We start from the raw sequence: 15,590 nt of genomic DNA, 5'->3' as shown, positions 1-15,590 counted from the left end.
ACTGATCGTTCCCATTATGCTAAGATATCCTCATAAGCGAGGGAACAAAGGATCAAGGCTGCTGAAAGTAGAATGATCGTTCCCGAATATCCGAGGGGGTATGAGGATGACTTACTTTGAATCGGCGCACGGTTCGGTGGCTTGGGATGAGAGCCTGAAGAGTGTAAAGGTCGAATGGAACGGGTTTTCGTATGGCGAAGGGTTTCAGGAGATTCTGCTCCGCAGCGCCGACTTGCTGATGTTGAAGCAAGGCAGCAAGGTGCTGATGGATATCCGCAAAGGGTCGGTGATCAAAGAGGAAGACAAAGCCTGGATGGCGGACGTATTTGTAAAGCATATCTATCAAAGCGGGTTGCGCCTGCTTGCGATGGTTGAGCCGGGCAGCGTCCTTGCCAAAATGAGCGTGAACCGCACCATCGATGGCCTCGGCAGCCTGCCCTACCGGCAAACCAGCTTTACGGACGTGAAAGAAGCAGAACGATGGCTAGCCAGCACGGAGCCTGCTCTTGCCGTCAGCTGAGCCAAGCAGCAAAGCAGACATCTGAAGCTATATTTTTTTAAATATACTAGAATGATTGTTCTCAAAAAACAAAAAAACAACTTTCAGGAGGAATGGATCATGAACAGCAAAATCGCATTGGTAACAGGAGCAAGCAAAGGCATCGGGTACGAGGTAGCCAGACAATTGGGCCAACAGGGGATGACGGTGCTGGTCTCGGCCCGTACGCAGCACGACGCGGACGAAGCCGCCGGAACACTGAAGAACGAAGGCGTGGATGCCGTTGGCGTAGAGCTCGAGGTGACTAACCGGGAACATATCGCCAAGCTGGCTGGATTCATCGAAGCGCAATACGGCAAACTGGATATTCTGGTGAACAATGCGGGAGTCCTGCTGAAGGAAGGAACCGAAGGTGCTTTTGAACAATCGTTCGAGGTCAACACGTTTGCTCCTTTCCATATTACCGAAGCCCTGCTGCCGCTGCTGCTGAAGAGCGATGCGGGACGGATCGTGAATCAGAGCAGCGCGCTCGGATCGATGCAGTTCCTGCTCAGCAACGAGCTGGCGCAACAGCTGGCGACTCCGTCCTACTCCGCTTCCAAAGCGGCGCTGAACATGCTGACCGTCTTCTGGGCGAACAAATACAAAGACACGCCGCTCAAGATCAACACCGTCCATCCCGGGCTGGTCAAAACACGGATGGGCGGCGACAAAGGCGAATTGACGCCAGAAGAAGGCGCGAAGACAGCGGTCCGGTATGCAACGATTGATGCCGATGGACCGACTGGGGGATTCTTTTACATGGACAATACGCTGCCTTGGTAAATGACTAAAGCCGTCATTGTCCATTTCATATACAGCTTTTGAGCAAGCCGGACAGCCATTCACCTCGTGAGCGGCTGTCCGGCTTTTTGACGTTAAAAATATACATACGGCGCTCGCGAAATACGATAGAATAGATTCATAAAACTGGTTAATGTTTACATTACTGCGAATGGGATGTGTTACTTTGATCCGTAAATATGTGGCTATATTTATGATGGTATGCGTTTTGTTGTCGGCTGCACCGTTGGCCGTTCAGATTCAGACGGCCTCCGCGGCCCAGCCGCTTCAAATGACGGTCGACGGCAAAAAAATGGCCGGGGTTACGCCGATTCTGAAGTCGGGCGCGGTTTACGTGCCTTACCGCAAATTTTTTGAGGCGTTGGGCTACAAGATTTCCACGGATCCGGCGACGAAGTACATTTCCGCAGAGGACTACGGGACGAAGATCAGCTTTATAGCCGGCGGGGATACGCTTTATTCTGATACTGCTCTTAGCGGAACGGCTTATGTTCTTGGGGACAAAATCCCGGTAATCAACGGACAGGCCTACCTTCCTTTGCGGATCGTCGGCCAATTGTCCGGCTATTCGGTGGTTTACGACAAGTCCCGGGCCACGGTCGCGCTGAAGTCTTACGGCTTTGGGCAGGAATCGGCAATTAAAGAGCTTGTGACCCGGTATTACGAAACTTACAGTCCGCGTTATTTGACTTCCAATAACCTTAAACGGGGCTATTTGGCGGATGTCGAGTGGCCGGTCAGTGAAATTCCGGTCCGGGACTTTCAGGTGAACGTCGATGATATTCACTTTTACTCCGTAACGGAAGCCAAACTCCAGGTCACGTATATCAAAAACTCGGCTGTGCTGAGCCGCGAAGATGTCTATGACTATGGGATTCATAAAGAAAACGGGAAGTGGAGAATCGCAACCGACGAATGGATATATAACCGTATGGAGCTTCCAGCGGATATCGGCCAGCAAGCGGAGGCGATCAAGAGGCATGATCCTGACAAGCAAAAGGCTGTCTTGACGGATCTGAACATCTATTTTGATGCATACAACTCGGAGAATTTCGCTTTGACCAAGCAATATACCGATCCGGAGGTGATCACGCATTGGAATGCCGCCGTTGGCTCTGTAACCTGGGATGACAAGCAGAAAGGGGTATTCGCCAATGCGGATGAACGTTACCTGTTGTCCGGCGGGCGGGTGGTGTATCTCGGGGAAAAAGAAGCGGTTGTACAGGCCGGCATCCATTGGAGTGACGCCACTTACGGCGATGGAGTCGATTCCGAGGACGATTATGAGGCACTTATTATATTGAAATACAATAACGGCCACTGGAATTACAGCGAAGACATCAGCCTCGACCAGGATTTTGACGACCAGTCTTAAACATAGCAACAAAGCAGGCCTTCCGGTGTACCGGAGGGCCTGTTTTTTGCTGTAAGCCAATCTTATCAATTCGTAAAAATATGATTCCCGATCGTTATATTCTGCGGGCGCGACCAGATCCATTTGCTGGTTGCGGTCAGCGGATTGAAGTAGAACAGCGAGCCGTTCGAAGGGTCCCAGCCGCGCACCGCGTCGAGTGCGGCGAGATATGCGCTGCGGTCAGGCGTCAGCCAATACTGGCCGTCATCGACGGACGTGAAGGCGCCGGCCTGGAACACGACGTCATGGATATTGTCCGGGAACTCGGCGGATTGAATCCGGTTCATCACGACGGCGCCGACCGCGACTTGGCCGGTATACGATTCGCCGCGGGCTTCACTGAAAATGACGCGGGCCATAATGTCCATCTCATTCAGGTTCAAGGAATGTTTCCGGAGCATGCGCCACGTCTGACCGCCGGCAATGCCGTCGGCCGGTAAGCCGTATGCCTGCTGGAATCCCATGACAGCCGCTTGGGTCTGGGTCCCGTACTGGCCGTCCAGCTTCTGATCGAAATAGCCGGCGGAATACAGCCGGTACTGGAGATCCCACACATCGCCGGAAGTGCTTCCCGGCTTCAGCGCCGGCGCCGCGGCGGCCGGAGAAGCGGCAGCAAACAATGTCAGAATCATCAAGCAGAGCATCAGGGTCAAGGATTGTGTTTTTTTCATAGTCCCCTCCTTATGCTTGCCATTATATCGGGGCATCTGCAAGCGGTTCAACGCGCACATATTGGAAATCTGCCGGCCCAAGCGTATCTGGTTTCACAATAGCATCTGCCGGCGAGCGTCGGCGCTAGACGAATACGTAGCTGAGGTGAAGCGGCAGGCGGACGAATTTTTGGCGGGACAATAATAGGACAAAGCCTTATGGGCATGGTACGTCTTACCATGCCCATAAGGCTTTTTTGATTCGAGGTTTGAAAGCCGGACCGGGCAAACTTCTATAAATCTTGAGGTAAGTTCTATGGTTTGTTAGGTTGTTCCAGAGGAAGGGGTGGGCTACAGTTTGAGTATGTGGGGAGCTGCGGCTTTCCAAGGCAAAGCGGAGAGGAAAGGGGCGCATCTATCATGAACAGGCTTCAGAACGAAGAAATACCCGGTTTATCCGAAGTTTTTCAAGCGCAGTTTCGCATCGGAGCGGCTGTGAACCCCCAGACCCTGTCCACGCAGCGGGAGCTGCTGGCCCGGCATTTCAACAGCTTGACCGCAGAAAATGAAATGAAATTCGAAAGGCTGCATCCCGAATCGGAACGCTATGTATTCGAAGAGGCAGACCGGCTGATGGCGTTTGCCGAGTCGTGCGGCGCTGCGGTCAGAGGGCATACGCTTGTGTGGCATAATCAAACCCCATCCTGGGTATTCGAGGACGGCAATGGCGGAGCGGCGGATCGCGATAGGCTGCTGGCCCGAATGAAGTCGCATATCGATACGGTCGTCTCCCGCTACAAAGGCCGGATTTATGCCTGGGATGTTGTGAACGAAGCGGTCTCCGATCAAAGCGGTGAATGGCTCCGCCCTTCGAAGTGGCTGGATATCGCCGGAGAAGATTTTATTTTGAAAGCGTTTGAATATGCGCATGCCGCCGATCCCGGGGCCTTGCTCTTTTACAATGACTACAACGAATCTGATCCGGAGAAAAGAGAGAAAATTTACCGGCTCGTGCAGCGGTTGCTGGAGCAAGGCGCGCCGATTCACGGAATCGGGCTGCAGGCGCATTGGAATTTGTTCGATCCGCCGATTGCCGATATTCGCGCAGCCATCGAGCGCTATGCCAGCCTGGGGCTGAAGCTGCATGTCACGGAGCTGGATCTCTCGATGTTCCGGTTCGACGACCGCCGGACCGATGTGACCGCGCCAAGCACGGAAATGCTGGAGCTGCAGGCAGCGCGGTATAAGGATATTTTCCGGCTGTTCCTGGAATACAGGGAGCATATCGGCTGCGTAACCTTCTGGGGCGCTGCCGACGATTACACGTGGCTGGACGATTTCCCGGTGCGCGGGCGGAAAAATTGGCCGTTTCTCTTCGATGCCAACCATCTGCCCAAGCAAGGATATCGGGACATTCTGCAGCTGGTCCAGTCCTAGGAGGAGAGACGAAATGGGCAATACCGTCATTAGAAACCCCGTTCTGTGGGCCGATGTGCCCGATCCAAGCGTTATCCGCGTCGGTGACGACTATTATATGACCAGCACCAGCATGCATTCGATGCCCGGCTGTCCGGTCATGAAATCGAAAAACCTGATGAACTGGGAGCTCATCGGCTATCTTTACGACAGCTTTGAAGATCATCCCGCGCACCGGCTGGCCGACGGCAAGGGCATTTACGGCAGCGGCTCCTGGGCGACCAGCCTGCGTTATCATGAAGGCGTATTCTACGCCTGCTTCTCCAGCAACGACATGCAGCAGTTTTATGTGTACCGGACGCGGGATATTGAAAAAGGGCCCTGGGAACGCTCGGTCCTTCCCGGGCTGCATCATGATCCGAGCCTGCTCTTCGACGAGGGGCGCGTCTTCGTGATTCACGGCAATGGCTATATCCGGATCACAGAGCTAACGCCGGATGCCCGCGCGCATCAGCCGGGCGGGATCGATAACTTGCTGTTCGAAACCGAAAGCGAGAATATCGGGCTGCGCTGCGAAGGCTGCCATGCCTACCGCCTGAACGGCTATTATTATTTATTCTTCATTGAGTGGCCGACGGACGGCAACCGCCGGCGCAGGCAAGTCGTCTACCGCTCGCGGGAACTGCTTGGTCCTTACGAACGGAGGATCGTCCTGGACGACGATATGGGTTACGGGAACAACGGTGTGGCGCAGGGCGGCATCGTCGATACGCCGGCGGGCGAATGGGCGGCCGTGCTGTTCCAGGATCACGGCGCGGTGGGCCGAATTCCCTGCGTGGTTCCGGTACGCTGGGAGGGGGATTGGCCGGTATTCGGCGAGGAAGGCAAGGTTCCCGTGCAATTCGAAATCGCCTTGCCGGCGGATGAAGCCAAGCCGCTCGTGATCAGCGACGGTTTTGACGATGCCGGGAACGGGCCAGCGTTGAATTGGCAGTGGAACCATGTGCCGGATCCCGAGCATTGGTCCTTGACGGAGCGGCCGGGTTGGCTGCGGCTGCGGACCGGGCATCCCGCGGCAAGCGTGGAATATGCCCGCAACACGTTGACGCAGCGGACGGAGGGGCCGCGCTGCAGCGCATCCGTGCTGCTGGAAACGGGCGGAATGCAGCCGGGCGGCCGCGCCGGTCTTGTGGCATTGCAGCATCAATTCGGCACGGTAGGCATTTGGATGGACGATGCCGGAAACCGGCGTATCGTCAGGGGCGGCAACGGGGAACTGGGCCGCGAGGTTGCGGAAGAAAGCGTATCTTGCGATGCGGAACAGATCTGCTTGAAGATCGCGTTCGATTTTACCGAAAACGCGGATACCGCCGAATTTTTCTATTCGTTAGGCGGCGACAATTGGATACCCATCGGCAAACCTCTGCAAATGAAGTACACCCTGGACCATTTCATGGGCTACCGGATCGGGCTGTACCATTATGCCACGGTCCAGGGTGGGGGTTATGCCGATTTTGATGATTTCCGATATACGGGAAGCCTGTCTTCCGGGAAGTAGCCGCTTCGCCAGACAACCAAGGAGGAAGATGAAATGGACAATCTGAAAAAAAATGCGGGCGGCACACTCCCCGCAACCGGAAAAGAGCGGGGAAAAGGCAATCCGCTCGTCTCCTACAAATTCGGCGCTGACCCGTATGCGCTCGTGCATAAGGACCGCGTCTATTTGTATATGACGCACGACATCCCGGAGTATGATGAGGAAGGAAAGCTGAAAGAAAACACGTACAGCCGCATCAACAAAATTACGGTTCTTTCCTCTGAGGATCTGATCAACTGGAGAGATCACGGCGAAATTCACGCAGCCGGCCCGGAAGGCGCAGCCACATGGGCGACGCAGTCCTGGGCGCCTGCGGCGGCGCACACAACGATCGACGGAAAGGACAAGTTTTTTCTCTATTTTGCGAACAACGCCAGCGGAATCGGCGTGCTGACCAGCGACAGTCCCGAAGGTCCCTGGGTCGATCCGCTGGGCAAGGCGTTGATTCTGCGCTCGACGCCCGGGGTGTCGGAGGTCACCTGGCTGTTCGATCCGGCCGTCTTCGTGGATGACGACGGCAAAGCCTATATTTATTTTGGCGGAGGAATTCCGGATGGGCAGGAGGAATGGCCAAACACGGCAAGAGTCATGGAGCTCGGGCCTGACATGATCAGCGTGGTCGGCGAGGCCCGGGCGATTCCGGCGCCGTTTATGTTTGAGGACGCAGGCATCAATAAGTACGGCGATCAATATTATTTTACGTATTGCTCCAATTTTTTCACCGGAAAAAGACCTGAAGGCTGCCCGCCTGCCGGGGAGATCGCCTATATGACCAGTGAACACCCGATGGGGCCTTGGAAGTACCGCGGAACGATTCTCAAGAATCCGGGACATTTCTTTGGCGTCGGCGGCAACAACCATCACGCGATATTCGCTTTCCATGATAAATGGTATATCGCCTATCATGCGCAGACTTTGTCCAAAGCCATGGGCGCTCCGAACGGCTACCGCTCCACCCACCTGAATGAATTGACCTTCAGCAAAGCAGACGGTTCCATTCAAGAAGTGCAGGCCGATCTGGAAGGCGTGCCGCCAATCAAATACTTTTATCCCTATGAGCTTGTAAAGGCGGCTACGACCGCCTGGAGCGCTGGCATCGCGGTCGAACCGCCGGCATCCTCCGGCGGGACCGGGGAAGAACGCGTCGTCGGGGCCTTGGCGGACGGCGGCTGGATCGGATTGTCCGGAGTCAATTTCGGGCATCCGGGAGCCCAAGCGGTTACGGCCACGGTCATGGGCGGAGCGGCTCCGTCCGTGATTGAACTGAGGCTGGACCACCCGGACGGCATGCGGATCGGTTCGCTTCATGTACCCGCAGCCGATGGAATCCGTTCTGCAGGACAACCGGCGGTGCTATCGGCGGAAGTAACGGGGGCGGAGGGAATTCACGATCTATATTTTGTATTCCGGGGCGAAGGAGACAATAAGCTCCTGCAAATGTATGACTGGCAGTTTCGGAAGTAGCCGGTTGCCCCGATAAACAAAAAAAGATCGCATCGTCCGGGCGGTTTGCCGAAAGATGCGGTCTTTTTTGTATATAAGGCGGCTTATTGCCGTAGGAAACCCGGCTTTAGTACATGCGGTATTTCCCGCTTAAGGCCAGCAGGCTGAAGAAATACAGGCAATTGTCGTAATACCGGCGTTCGCCTTCCCGAAGCGGCGTATCCCAGAACAAGCGGACAAAATGCTCCCGGTCCGGACCGTCCGCAGCCAGCGAGGCCATGGCCAATGTAGCCAAAAGACCGACGGGATGAAGTGAAGGTTCCTCGAACGGCTGGCCGTCTATCGTGTAACGCCGGTAATCGGATACCTCGATATTGCGGAAAAAAGCCTGGATCCGGTTCGACTGCTCTACCTGCCATTCATCGGCACGGAACCATTCGTAATCAAGTCCGATATTGGCCGCGACACGATAGGCATCGCTGAAGAAATGGCGATAATCTCCATGGGGTTGCGGTTCTGCCGGCGTTCCGTCATAGTTAGCATATTCCGGTGAAAGGCCGGTTAACGGATGGCAGGCCGTCCGCAGATACGTCCGGCTGGCAGCGGCGGCTTTTTTCCAGAAGGCACGGTCTTGTTCATCCGCCCGCAGGGCAAATAATTCATAGAAATGCGGCAAGTGGTACGACGGGTCGCTGAACGGTGATTCCGGAATGAATTTGATCAGGCGGGTCTCCGGATCCCACATCGGATCGCCTTCGCCGTCTTCGCCCTGATGCAGGCATGCGCGGAGAATAATTTTGGCTTGTTCCGCATAGTTGAACGGTTCGGGACCGTCGCCCCAACGGCTGGAAGCGAAGAACAGCGCCATGGCGAAGAATTCTTCCCCGTCCGGTGCCGGTCCGGGAGATAAACGCGTGCCGTCGGGCTTGCAGTGCCAGGCGAAATAATCCTTGTATTTGCCTTCCTTGTGCTGCATAAACGTTTTGGCAAAGTTCCACAGACGGTCGAATTCTTCCTTGCGGTCCAGCTGGACGGCCATCATCATGCCGTAAGACATGCCCTCGGTCCGGACATCCGAATTGCCGGTATCTACAATATAGCCTTTATCCTCGCCCAGGGGATGGTAAATCCGGACATCGGGTGCCCCGTAGAACAGTTCCTGCCAAACCTGTCCGATCCTGCTTTGGATGGCGTCTTCCGGAATGCCGATTTCGCTGAAAAGGTTACGGTATTCGCGGGTGTAAAATGAACCTGTTTCGATCGTTTTCATGAGTCCCTCCGTGGTTGGCGTTGATTTCGCCCCCAGTATAGCACGGGAGACACTGCACAAATTATAGCGCTTTCCCCAATAAGTATAGGTGTTGCGCTTGAAGGGATTTCCGCTATCCGCATAAAAATTATATAAACCTGAACCAAAAATTTATGCTAAGGCAGAAAGAAGGGTGCCAGCGATGTTTTCTGCGCTAATTGTTGACGATGAGCTGTTTGTACGCAAAGGATTGATCAAAATGATCGACTGGGAAGGCTGCGGATACGTGGTGATCGGAGAAGCCGACAACGGCGAAGACGCGCTAGCGCTGATTCAAGAGCATAAACCCGATCTGGTCGTCACCGATATCCGCATGCCGGTTCTTGACGGGATCGGCCTGATACGCGCCGCCGCCAAAGAAGCCCCGGATACGGCGTTTATGATTGTCAGCGGCTATAACGACTTTGAATACGCGCAGCAGGCGCTGCGTTACGGCGCTTTTGATTATGTGCTGAAGCCGATTGACCAGGAGGATTTTCAAAAAACGCTTGGCAAGCTGAAGGAACAGCTCGAGGAGAAGAAGCGGCGCAGAATCCGCGCGCAGGCCGGGATGGGCCAGCAGCAAATCGAAGCGCTGATCCGGGGAGAATCCGGCATCCTGGACGTTGAGGCCTGGACGGAGCCCTGGGCCGGAGAGCCGGTTCAATCGTTTACCTATGCATTACTGGAATGGAACGATGTCCTTCCGTGGAACGGGACCTCCATGCCGTGCAAGGAGACGCTGCGCAAAACGATCGTGGAAAAGATTCAGGCCGCGTCGGGAACGGGTTTTGAGCCCGTTTTGTACGAACACCACAGGGCGTATGGACTCGTTGTACCCGACCTATATGCCCGTCCCTATTCCGGAGACTGCAGAGCTTTTCTAGAGGAGCTGGCGGAGCTTATCCGGCGTGCATTTTCTTTTCCGTTCCGTATCTATGCCGGGCCCAAGACCGCTTCCCTCAAGGAGATCAAAAGCTCTTATCTCGGCGCAAAAGAGGCGCAGCAGCATAAATATTTGAAGCCTGCGCAGCGCGTAATCGAATACAGGGATATCGCAGGAGAAGCGCTGCATTACCGGCATCTTGAGGATGATATGTACCGCAGGCTGATTGAAGCGGTGGAAGAGAAGGACGAGAAGGCAATTAAGGAGCGGATTGCCGTGCTGTTCCATTCGATGCAGGAACGCCGGTTTTCGCCCGAGGCGATGAAGGCGGCATTGACCCAGTGCGTGTTAGGCATTGTGAAATCGGTTCAGGGGATCGGGGGAGACGAAAAGGAGCTGTCATCCCTGGAGGCGGCCATCGGCTGGTACGACCAGAACATCACGCTTGGAGAGATCATGCGGATTGTCGAAGAATTCGCGCTTGAAGCCGCTGCCCAATTCGGCCGCCTATGCCAGAACCAGTGCAAGGGAGATATCCAAAAAGTCAAAAGCTATGTCGACCGGAATTATCAGGATTCGATCACGCTGAAAAGCATAGCCGCCCAGTTCTATATGAACTCTGCGTATCTGGGCCAGCTGTTCAAGAAGACCTACGGCGTCTACTTCAACGAGTATTTGCAGCAGATCCGCATCGCGGAGGCGAAGCGGCTGCTCCGGCAGAGCGATTTCCGGATCTATGAGATCGCTGAGCGCGTAGGCTTCAACAATGCCGATTATTTCGTTACGCAGTTTGAGAAGCTGGAGCAAATGACGCCCACGGAGTACCGTAATCGCATTACGAACCGTTAACCGCACGAGGAGGAATGGATATTCATGTACCGGCTGCTCAACCATATCCGCATGCGCAACAAAATGTTAGTGATCTATTTCCTCTCTGTCTTCCTCCCGATCATACTCACGAACGTTCTGTTCTACAATGCCATTACGGACAATGTGCGGAACCAGCGGATTCGCGACATCGACCGGACCATCGAGCAGATCGGCAACGATTTCCGCGGGCAGGTGGACAATGCGGTGGGCCTGTCATCGTTTTTTTACGCCGATTTGAGCACGAACGAGATTCTGGACCGGGACTTTGCCAATGCCGCGGATTATCTGGAGGCGTACGATTCGTATTTGCGGCGCATGCTGAACAACTATACTCCGTTGTCCTTATCCCTGCAGAATGTGACGATTTACGTCGACAATACGACCCTTCTCCATTCGGGGAATATCGGATACCTATCGGATGAGCTGAGAAAAGAGAAGTGGTACCGGCAGGCATTGACCAGTGCCAAGTCGCATCCGATTTTTATCCGCACCGAAACCGAAGACGGACGTTTCGAAGGATTCTCGCTGATCCGGAAGCTGGATTATTTCTCCGGGCGCCTGAAAAAGGAGAAGCTGGTCAAAATCGATTTCAAGACGATCGACATTGGCGAGATTTTCTCCAATTTGAATATGCAAGGCGCGGTGTATCTGCTTAATCCTTCCGGTGAAATCGAATACACTACCGATCCCGCTGTCGATTGGCAGGCGGCCGATAAAACGCTCTTCAGCTCGCTCCGCTCCAACGACTGGATTGAATTTTCGAGCCGTTACAGCGGCGTCAGCTATCTGGAAGGCTGGAGCATCGTCGGAACGGTGGACGAGGACGAAGTAATCCGGGAGGTCCAGAAATCCCGCGACTTTATTCTGGTGTCCGCCTGCATCATGATGATTCTGCCGACCTTCGTCATTGTGGTCGTCACCCGTTCCTTCAACATCCGCATCGTCCGGATTCTCCGGCATATGAAAAAAGTGCGGAGCCAGAACTTCGAAATCATCCAGGCTTCGGATTTCCGGGATGAAATCGGGCAATTGAGCCTGGAATTCAACCGGATGATCCTGCAGATCAAATCGCTGATCGACGATGTGTACAAAGCCGAAATTCAGAAGAAATCGCTGGAGCTGGAGCGGCGCAAAGCCCAGCTTAACGCGCTGCAAAGCCAGATCAATCCGCATTTTCTGTTCAATGCGCTGGAGACAATCCGGATGCGCAGCCTGCTCAAGGATGAGAATGAAACCGCAACGATGATTCACAGCATGGCGAAGATTTTCCGCAGCTCGCTGACCTGGAACAAGGACATGATTACGGTCCGGGAGGAGCTGGAGTTTATCGTCTGCTTCCTCGAAATCCAGAAATACCGTTTCGAGGACCGGATTGACTACCACATCGAAGTGGAGCCCGAGGCATATGCCTGCAAGATCCCCAAGATGCTGTTCCTGCCCTTTGTGGAGAACGCCAGCATCCATGGGTTGGAGCCGCTGAAGCATGGCGGACGGATAGACATTACGATCCGGCTGGCCGGGCGGGAGCTTATCTTTATGATCAGGGACAACGGCACGGGGATGAACGCCAAGCAGATCGGCAAGCTGTACAGCTATCTCGAAACGAATGAAGTCATGGGCGAACGAATCGGGATCCAGAATGTCATCTACCGCACCAAAATCATCTACGGCGCCGGCTTCCGCTTCTCCGTGGACAGTGCTCCGGGAGAGGGAACGGGGATTGAGCTTCACATTCCCCAAACGCCCGAGCCCTGCGAAACGGATATATAATTTTTTAAGCAGAGTCTATAATCTGGCGGGTAAGCAAAAAATGTAATCGCTTTTATACTAAAGAGGCAAGGAAATGACTACGAGGGGGAAACGCTTTGAAAACAAAAAAATTTCTGTGTCTCAGTCTAGCGATGCTGTTGTTATCTTCATTGGCAACTGCTTGTTCCAGCAACAATAACGGCAATACCGCCGGAGCGGATACGACCGCTAAACCCGATGCGACGAAAAGCACAAACGCCGGGGGCGAGGAAGTCAAAAAGGACAAGGTTACGTACACCATCTTTAACGGGGTTGCCGGTTCCAAGGACGGCAATACCAATGAAACGACGATCGGCAAAATGCTTGAGGATCAGACAGGCGTCAACTTTAAGCTGGAGTTCCTCGTCGGCGATCTGAACACCAAGATCGGTACGATGATCGCAGCCAATGAGTATCCCGATGTCCTGATCCCCGATGCGGCCATCGAGGAAGTGCTGAACGCAGGAGCCTTTATTCCCCTTGATGATTTAATCGATAAGTACGGGCCGAACATCAAGCGCGTATACGGCGACGATCTGGATCAGATGCGTTCCGCCGATGGCAAGCTGTATTTCCTGCCAATGTCCGCGCAAGTAGGGGACTTTGTTCCCGATCCGGAACCGACTGCGGCCTTCTGGGTACAGCGCCGGGTGCTTGAAGAAGCCGGCTATCCTAAAGTCAAGACGCTGGATCAATACATGCAGCTGATTGAGAACTATGCGGCCAAGCATAAAGACGAAGGGCTGACAGGCATGGTGTCGCTGACCCATGACTGGAGATTCTTCGCCACCGCCAATCCGCCGATGCATTTGCTCGGCTATCCGAATGACGGCAACGTAATGGTTGATCCAACCACATTGGAAGCCAAAACTTATTCGGGGTCAGACGCAGCGAAACGTTGGCTGCAGGCCTTGAATCAGCTTAACTCCAAAGGCTTGTTCGACAAAGCTTCTTTCGTGGATAACTACGACCAATATATTGCCAAGCTGACTTCCCATAAGGTTCTCGGGTTCTTCGATTACCGCTGGCAGGTACAGAACGCGCTGAACGTGCTGAAGGATGCGGCCCGGAAGGATCCGTCGCTCGACGGCTACAACTACTTCCCGCTGCCGGTTACTTTTGACGAAAATACGCAGGATGCTTACGTCGACGGCCCTGGCGGTCTCGTCACCAACCGCGGGATCGGGATTACCGTTAGCGCTAAACATCCGGAACGGATCATTCAATATTTCGACAACATGCTGAAGGAAGAAAATCAAATCCTTCTCTCCTGGGGCATCAAAGGCGAAACCTATGAGGTCAACGACCAAGGCCGTTACTACCGCACCGCAGAACAGATCAACAAAATCGACGAGGCGTTTAACGAGAAGTTCGGCTTTAAATATTACAGCTGGAACTGGCCGAGCTACGGCGGCAACTCGACGCTGTCCGACGGCAATGCCAAAGGCGTAGGTTATCAGCCGGAAGTGTTCCAAATGAGCCTTACCGATAAAGACAAGGAAATTCTGAATAAATATGGCGCTCAGACCTACACTCAAATGTTCGCTAAACCGATCGATCGTCCGTGGTATCCGGCATGGGGCTTTGTAAAAGAGCAAAATTCGCCGGAGCTGATGTGGGAGACCAACAAAGACGAGCTGACCAAGAAGTACTATCCGAAGCTGGTTTTGGCTTCCCCGGGCAAATTCGATTCGATCTGGGGCGATTTTGAGAAGGAATGGAACAAGCTGGACACAGCCGGTTATGAAAAATGGACGACCGAGCAAGTGAAGAAGAAAGTCAATATGGGCAAATAGCAGGTTCATGAGATGAGGGGCGACCGGAGCGTTGGCATGGCTATGGCTGCCGGCCGCCCTTTTTCTTCGGTAATCCGTACAGGGGCTGGAGGAGATAATAGATGAATACAAAAACAATACTGGCAACGCCTGAATTGACGCCTGAGACAACGCCCGAAACTGCACCCGGGCAAAAACCGGCCGGCATTCGGCTGTTCTTCATCAAATTGCTAAAGCAACGGGTGCTCGTATTTATGTCGGTGCCATTCTTAATCTGGCTTTTTATTTTTAAATATGTGCCGCTCTGGGGCTGGACGATCGCGTTCCAGGATTACCGGCCGGCGCTGGGCTTCCGGGATCAGAAATGGGTCGGGTTTGCGCATTTCAAGTTTTTGTTCGGGGATGAGCGGTTTCTGCGGGTGCTGCGCAATACGCTTGCCATGAGCTCCATTAACCTGGTTCTTGGTTTTGTAACCGCTATCGTCCTGGCGCTTCTGCTGAACGAACTCCGGCAGGTGGCATTCAAACGCGTCGTGCAGACGGTCAGTTATTTGCCCCATTTTATCTCGTGGGTCGTCGCAGCAAGCATCATTCAAACGACGCTGTCTCCGGACGGCATTATCAATCAGCTGCTGATTTGGGCAGGATTCATCGACAAGGGCCAGGAATTTCTGTTTCTCGGCATTCCGCATTTTTTCTGGGGCATCTTCGGGGCGAGCTCGGTCTGGAAGGATATCGGCTGGAATACGATTGTGTATCTCGCCGCCATGACGACCATCGACCCATCGCAGTATGAAGCCGCCGAGATGGACGGCGCCGGAAGGTTTAAGCGGATGCGCTACATCACGCTTCCTGGCATCAAGAGTGTCGTCGTCGTGCTGCTGATCATGAATATCGGCTATTTGCTGGAATCGGGATTCGAGCCGCAATACCTGCTGGGCAACGGAATGAACGTGGACTTCTCCGAAAATATCGATATTTTCGTGCTGAAATACGGGATTGCCCAAAGCAACTTCTCTCTTTCCATCGCAGCCGGCATGTTTAAGACGGTCGTCAGCTTCATTCTGCTGTTCGTGGCGAATACCATTGCCAAACGCGCTGGCGAGTCCAGGCTGTTCTAG

At 54.0% G+C, this 15,590-nt stretch carries 12 protein-coding genes; 10 read left to right on the top strand and 2 right to left on the bottom strand.

Translation table 11 applies throughout. The features are described 5' to 3' along the window. Positions 1 to 106: 106 nt before the first annotated feature. The 3 genes from BMW84_RS18915 (at position 107) to BMW84_RS18905 (ending at position 2,717) form a co-directional block, all read left to right on the top strand. Positions 107 to 520 (top strand): hypothetical protein, encoded by a 414-nt coding sequence (locus tag BMW84_RS18915; RefSeq protein WP_091071070.1) that lies wholly within the window; start codon positions 107 to 109, stop codon positions 518 to 520. 99 nt (positions 521 to 619) lie between these two features. Beyond that, positions 620 to 1,324 carry an SDR family oxidoreductase gene (locus BMW84_RS18910; protein ID WP_091071068.1) on the top strand — a complete coding sequence of 235 codons (705 nt, stop codon included), beginning with the start codon at positions 620 to 622 and terminating at the stop codon, positions 1,322 to 1,324. Between the two features lie 211 nt (positions 1,325 to 1,535). Further along, a complete protein-coding gene (locus BMW84_RS18905; RefSeq protein WP_175498900.1) occupies positions 1,536 to 2,717 on the top strand; it encodes a copper amine oxidase N-terminal domain-containing protein in 1,182 nt (393 codons plus the stop codon). Between the two features lie 65 nt (positions 2,718 to 2,782). On the opposite strand, the gene BMW84_RS18900 is transcribed toward BMW84_RS18905, so the two are convergent. Then, positions 2,783 to 3,400: a cell wall hydrolase gene (locus tag BMW84_RS18900; protein ID WP_254773054.1), complete on the bottom strand. Its 618-nt coding sequence runs from the start codon at positions 3,398 to 3,400 to the stop codon at positions 2,783 to 2,785. Positions 3,401 to 3,826: 426 nt separating this feature from the next. Here BMW84_RS18900 and BMW84_RS18895 point away from each other — a divergent pair, with 426 nt between their 5' ends. Genes BMW84_RS18895 through BMW84_RS18885 form a run of 3 tightly spaced genes read left to right on the top strand, consistent with a single transcriptional unit; the run spans position 3,827 to position 7,883 of the window. Then, complete coding sequence (locus BMW84_RS18895; RefSeq protein WP_091071063.1) at positions 3,827 to 4,843, top strand: endo-1,4-beta-xylanase; 1,017 nt, start codon at positions 3,827 to 3,829, stop codon at positions 4,841 to 4,843. A 13-nt stretch (positions 4,844 to 4,856) separates the two neighbouring features. Continuing rightward, positions 4,857 to 6,380, top strand: a complete 1,524-nt coding sequence (locus BMW84_RS18890; RefSeq protein WP_091071062.1) for a glycoside hydrolase family 43 protein — start codon at positions 4,857 to 4,859, stop codon at positions 6,378 to 6,380. 33 nt (positions 6,381 to 6,413) lie between these two features. Beyond that, positions 6,414 to 7,883 (top strand): glycoside hydrolase family 43 protein, encoded by a 1,470-nt coding sequence (locus BMW84_RS18885; RefSeq protein ID WP_091071060.1) that lies wholly within the window; start codon positions 6,414 to 6,416, stop codon positions 7,881 to 7,883. 106 nt (positions 7,884 to 7,989) lie between these two features. Here the strand turns inward: BMW84_RS18885 and BMW84_RS18880 are convergent, their stop codons facing one another. Beyond that, positions 7,990 to 9,132: a family 8 glycosyl hydrolase gene (locus BMW84_RS18880; RefSeq protein WP_091071059.1), complete on the bottom strand. Its 1,143-nt coding sequence runs from the start codon at positions 9,130 to 9,132 to the stop codon at positions 7,990 to 7,992. Positions 9,133 to 9,313: 181 nt separating this feature from the next. Here BMW84_RS18880 and BMW84_RS18875 point away from each other — a divergent pair, with 181 nt between their 5' ends. The 4 genes from BMW84_RS18875 (at position 9,314) to BMW84_RS18860 (ending at position 15,590) form a co-directional block, all read left to right on the top strand. Further along, entirely contained in the window at positions 9,314 to 10,885 is a 1,572-nt protein-coding gene (locus tag BMW84_RS18875; protein WP_091071057.1) for a response regulator transcription factor, read from the top strand. A 24-nt stretch (positions 10,886 to 10,909) separates the two neighbouring features. Continuing rightward, a complete protein-coding gene (locus BMW84_RS18870) occupies positions 10,910 to 12,676 on the top strand; it encodes a sensor histidine kinase (protein ID WP_091071055.1) in 1,767 nt (588 codons plus the stop codon). Positions 12,677 to 12,771: 95 nt separating this feature from the next. Next, a complete protein-coding gene (locus BMW84_RS18865; RefSeq protein WP_091071053.1) occupies positions 12,772 to 14,490 on the top strand; it encodes a type 2 periplasmic-binding domain-containing protein in 1,719 nt (572 codons plus the stop codon). 101 nt (positions 14,491 to 14,591) lie between these two features. Continuing rightward, complete coding sequence (locus tag BMW84_RS18860) at positions 14,592 to 15,590, top strand: ABC transporter permease (RefSeq protein WP_091071052.1); 999 nt, start codon at positions 14,592 to 14,594, stop codon at positions 15,588 to 15,590.

It is taken from the genome of Paenibacillus sp. NFR01, from assembly GCF_900111565.1.
GTDB lineage: Bacteria > Bacillota > Bacilli > Paenibacillales > Paenibacillaceae > Paenibacillus_AQ.
The sequence above is the reverse complement of the archived record's forward strand: the minus strand, read 5'-3'. Positions and strand labels throughout refer to the sequence as shown.

What these genes read in the sequence shown, in the direction of transcription:
- BMW84_RS18915 (WP_091071070.1), top strand. Translation starts at nt 107, where the DNA reads ATGACTTACTTTGAATCGGCGCACGGTTCGGTGGCTTGGGATGAGAGC.
- BMW84_RS18910 (WP_091071068.1), top strand. Translation starts at nt 620, where the DNA reads ATGAACAGCAAAATCGCATTGGTAACAGGAGCAAGCAAAGGCATCGGG.
- BMW84_RS18905 (WP_175498900.1), top strand. Translation starts at nt 1,536, where the DNA reads ATGATGGTATGCGTTTTGTTGTCGGCTGCACCGTTGGCCGTTCAGATT.
- BMW84_RS18900 (WP_254773054.1), bottom strand. Translation starts at nt 3,400, where the DNA reads ATGCTCTGCTTGATGATTCTGACATTGTTTGCTGCCGCTTCTCCGGCC.
- BMW84_RS18895 (WP_091071063.1), top strand. Translation starts at nt 3,827, where the DNA reads ATGAACAGGCTTCAGAACGAAGAAATACCCGGTTTATCCGAAGTTTTT.
- BMW84_RS18890 (WP_091071062.1), top strand. Translation starts at nt 4,857, where the DNA reads ATGGGCAATACCGTCATTAGAAACCCCGTTCTGTGGGCCGATGTGCCC.
- BMW84_RS18885 (WP_091071060.1), top strand. Translation starts at nt 6,414, where the DNA reads ATGGACAATCTGAAAAAAAATGCGGGCGGCACACTCCCCGCAACCGGA.
- BMW84_RS18880 (WP_091071059.1), bottom strand. Translation starts at nt 9,132, where the DNA reads ATGAAAACGATCGAAACAGGTTCATTTTACACCCGCGAATACCGTAAC.
- BMW84_RS18875 (WP_091071057.1), top strand. Translation starts at nt 9,314, where the DNA reads ATGTTTTCTGCGCTAATTGTTGACGATGAGCTGTTTGTACGCAAAGGA.
- BMW84_RS18870 (WP_091071055.1), top strand. Translation starts at nt 10,910, where the DNA reads ATGTACCGGCTGCTCAACCATATCCGCATGCGCAACAAAATGTTAGTG.
- BMW84_RS18860 (WP_091071052.1), top strand. Translation starts at nt 14,592, where the DNA reads ATGAATACAAAAACAATACTGGCAACGCCTGAATTGACGCCTGAGACA.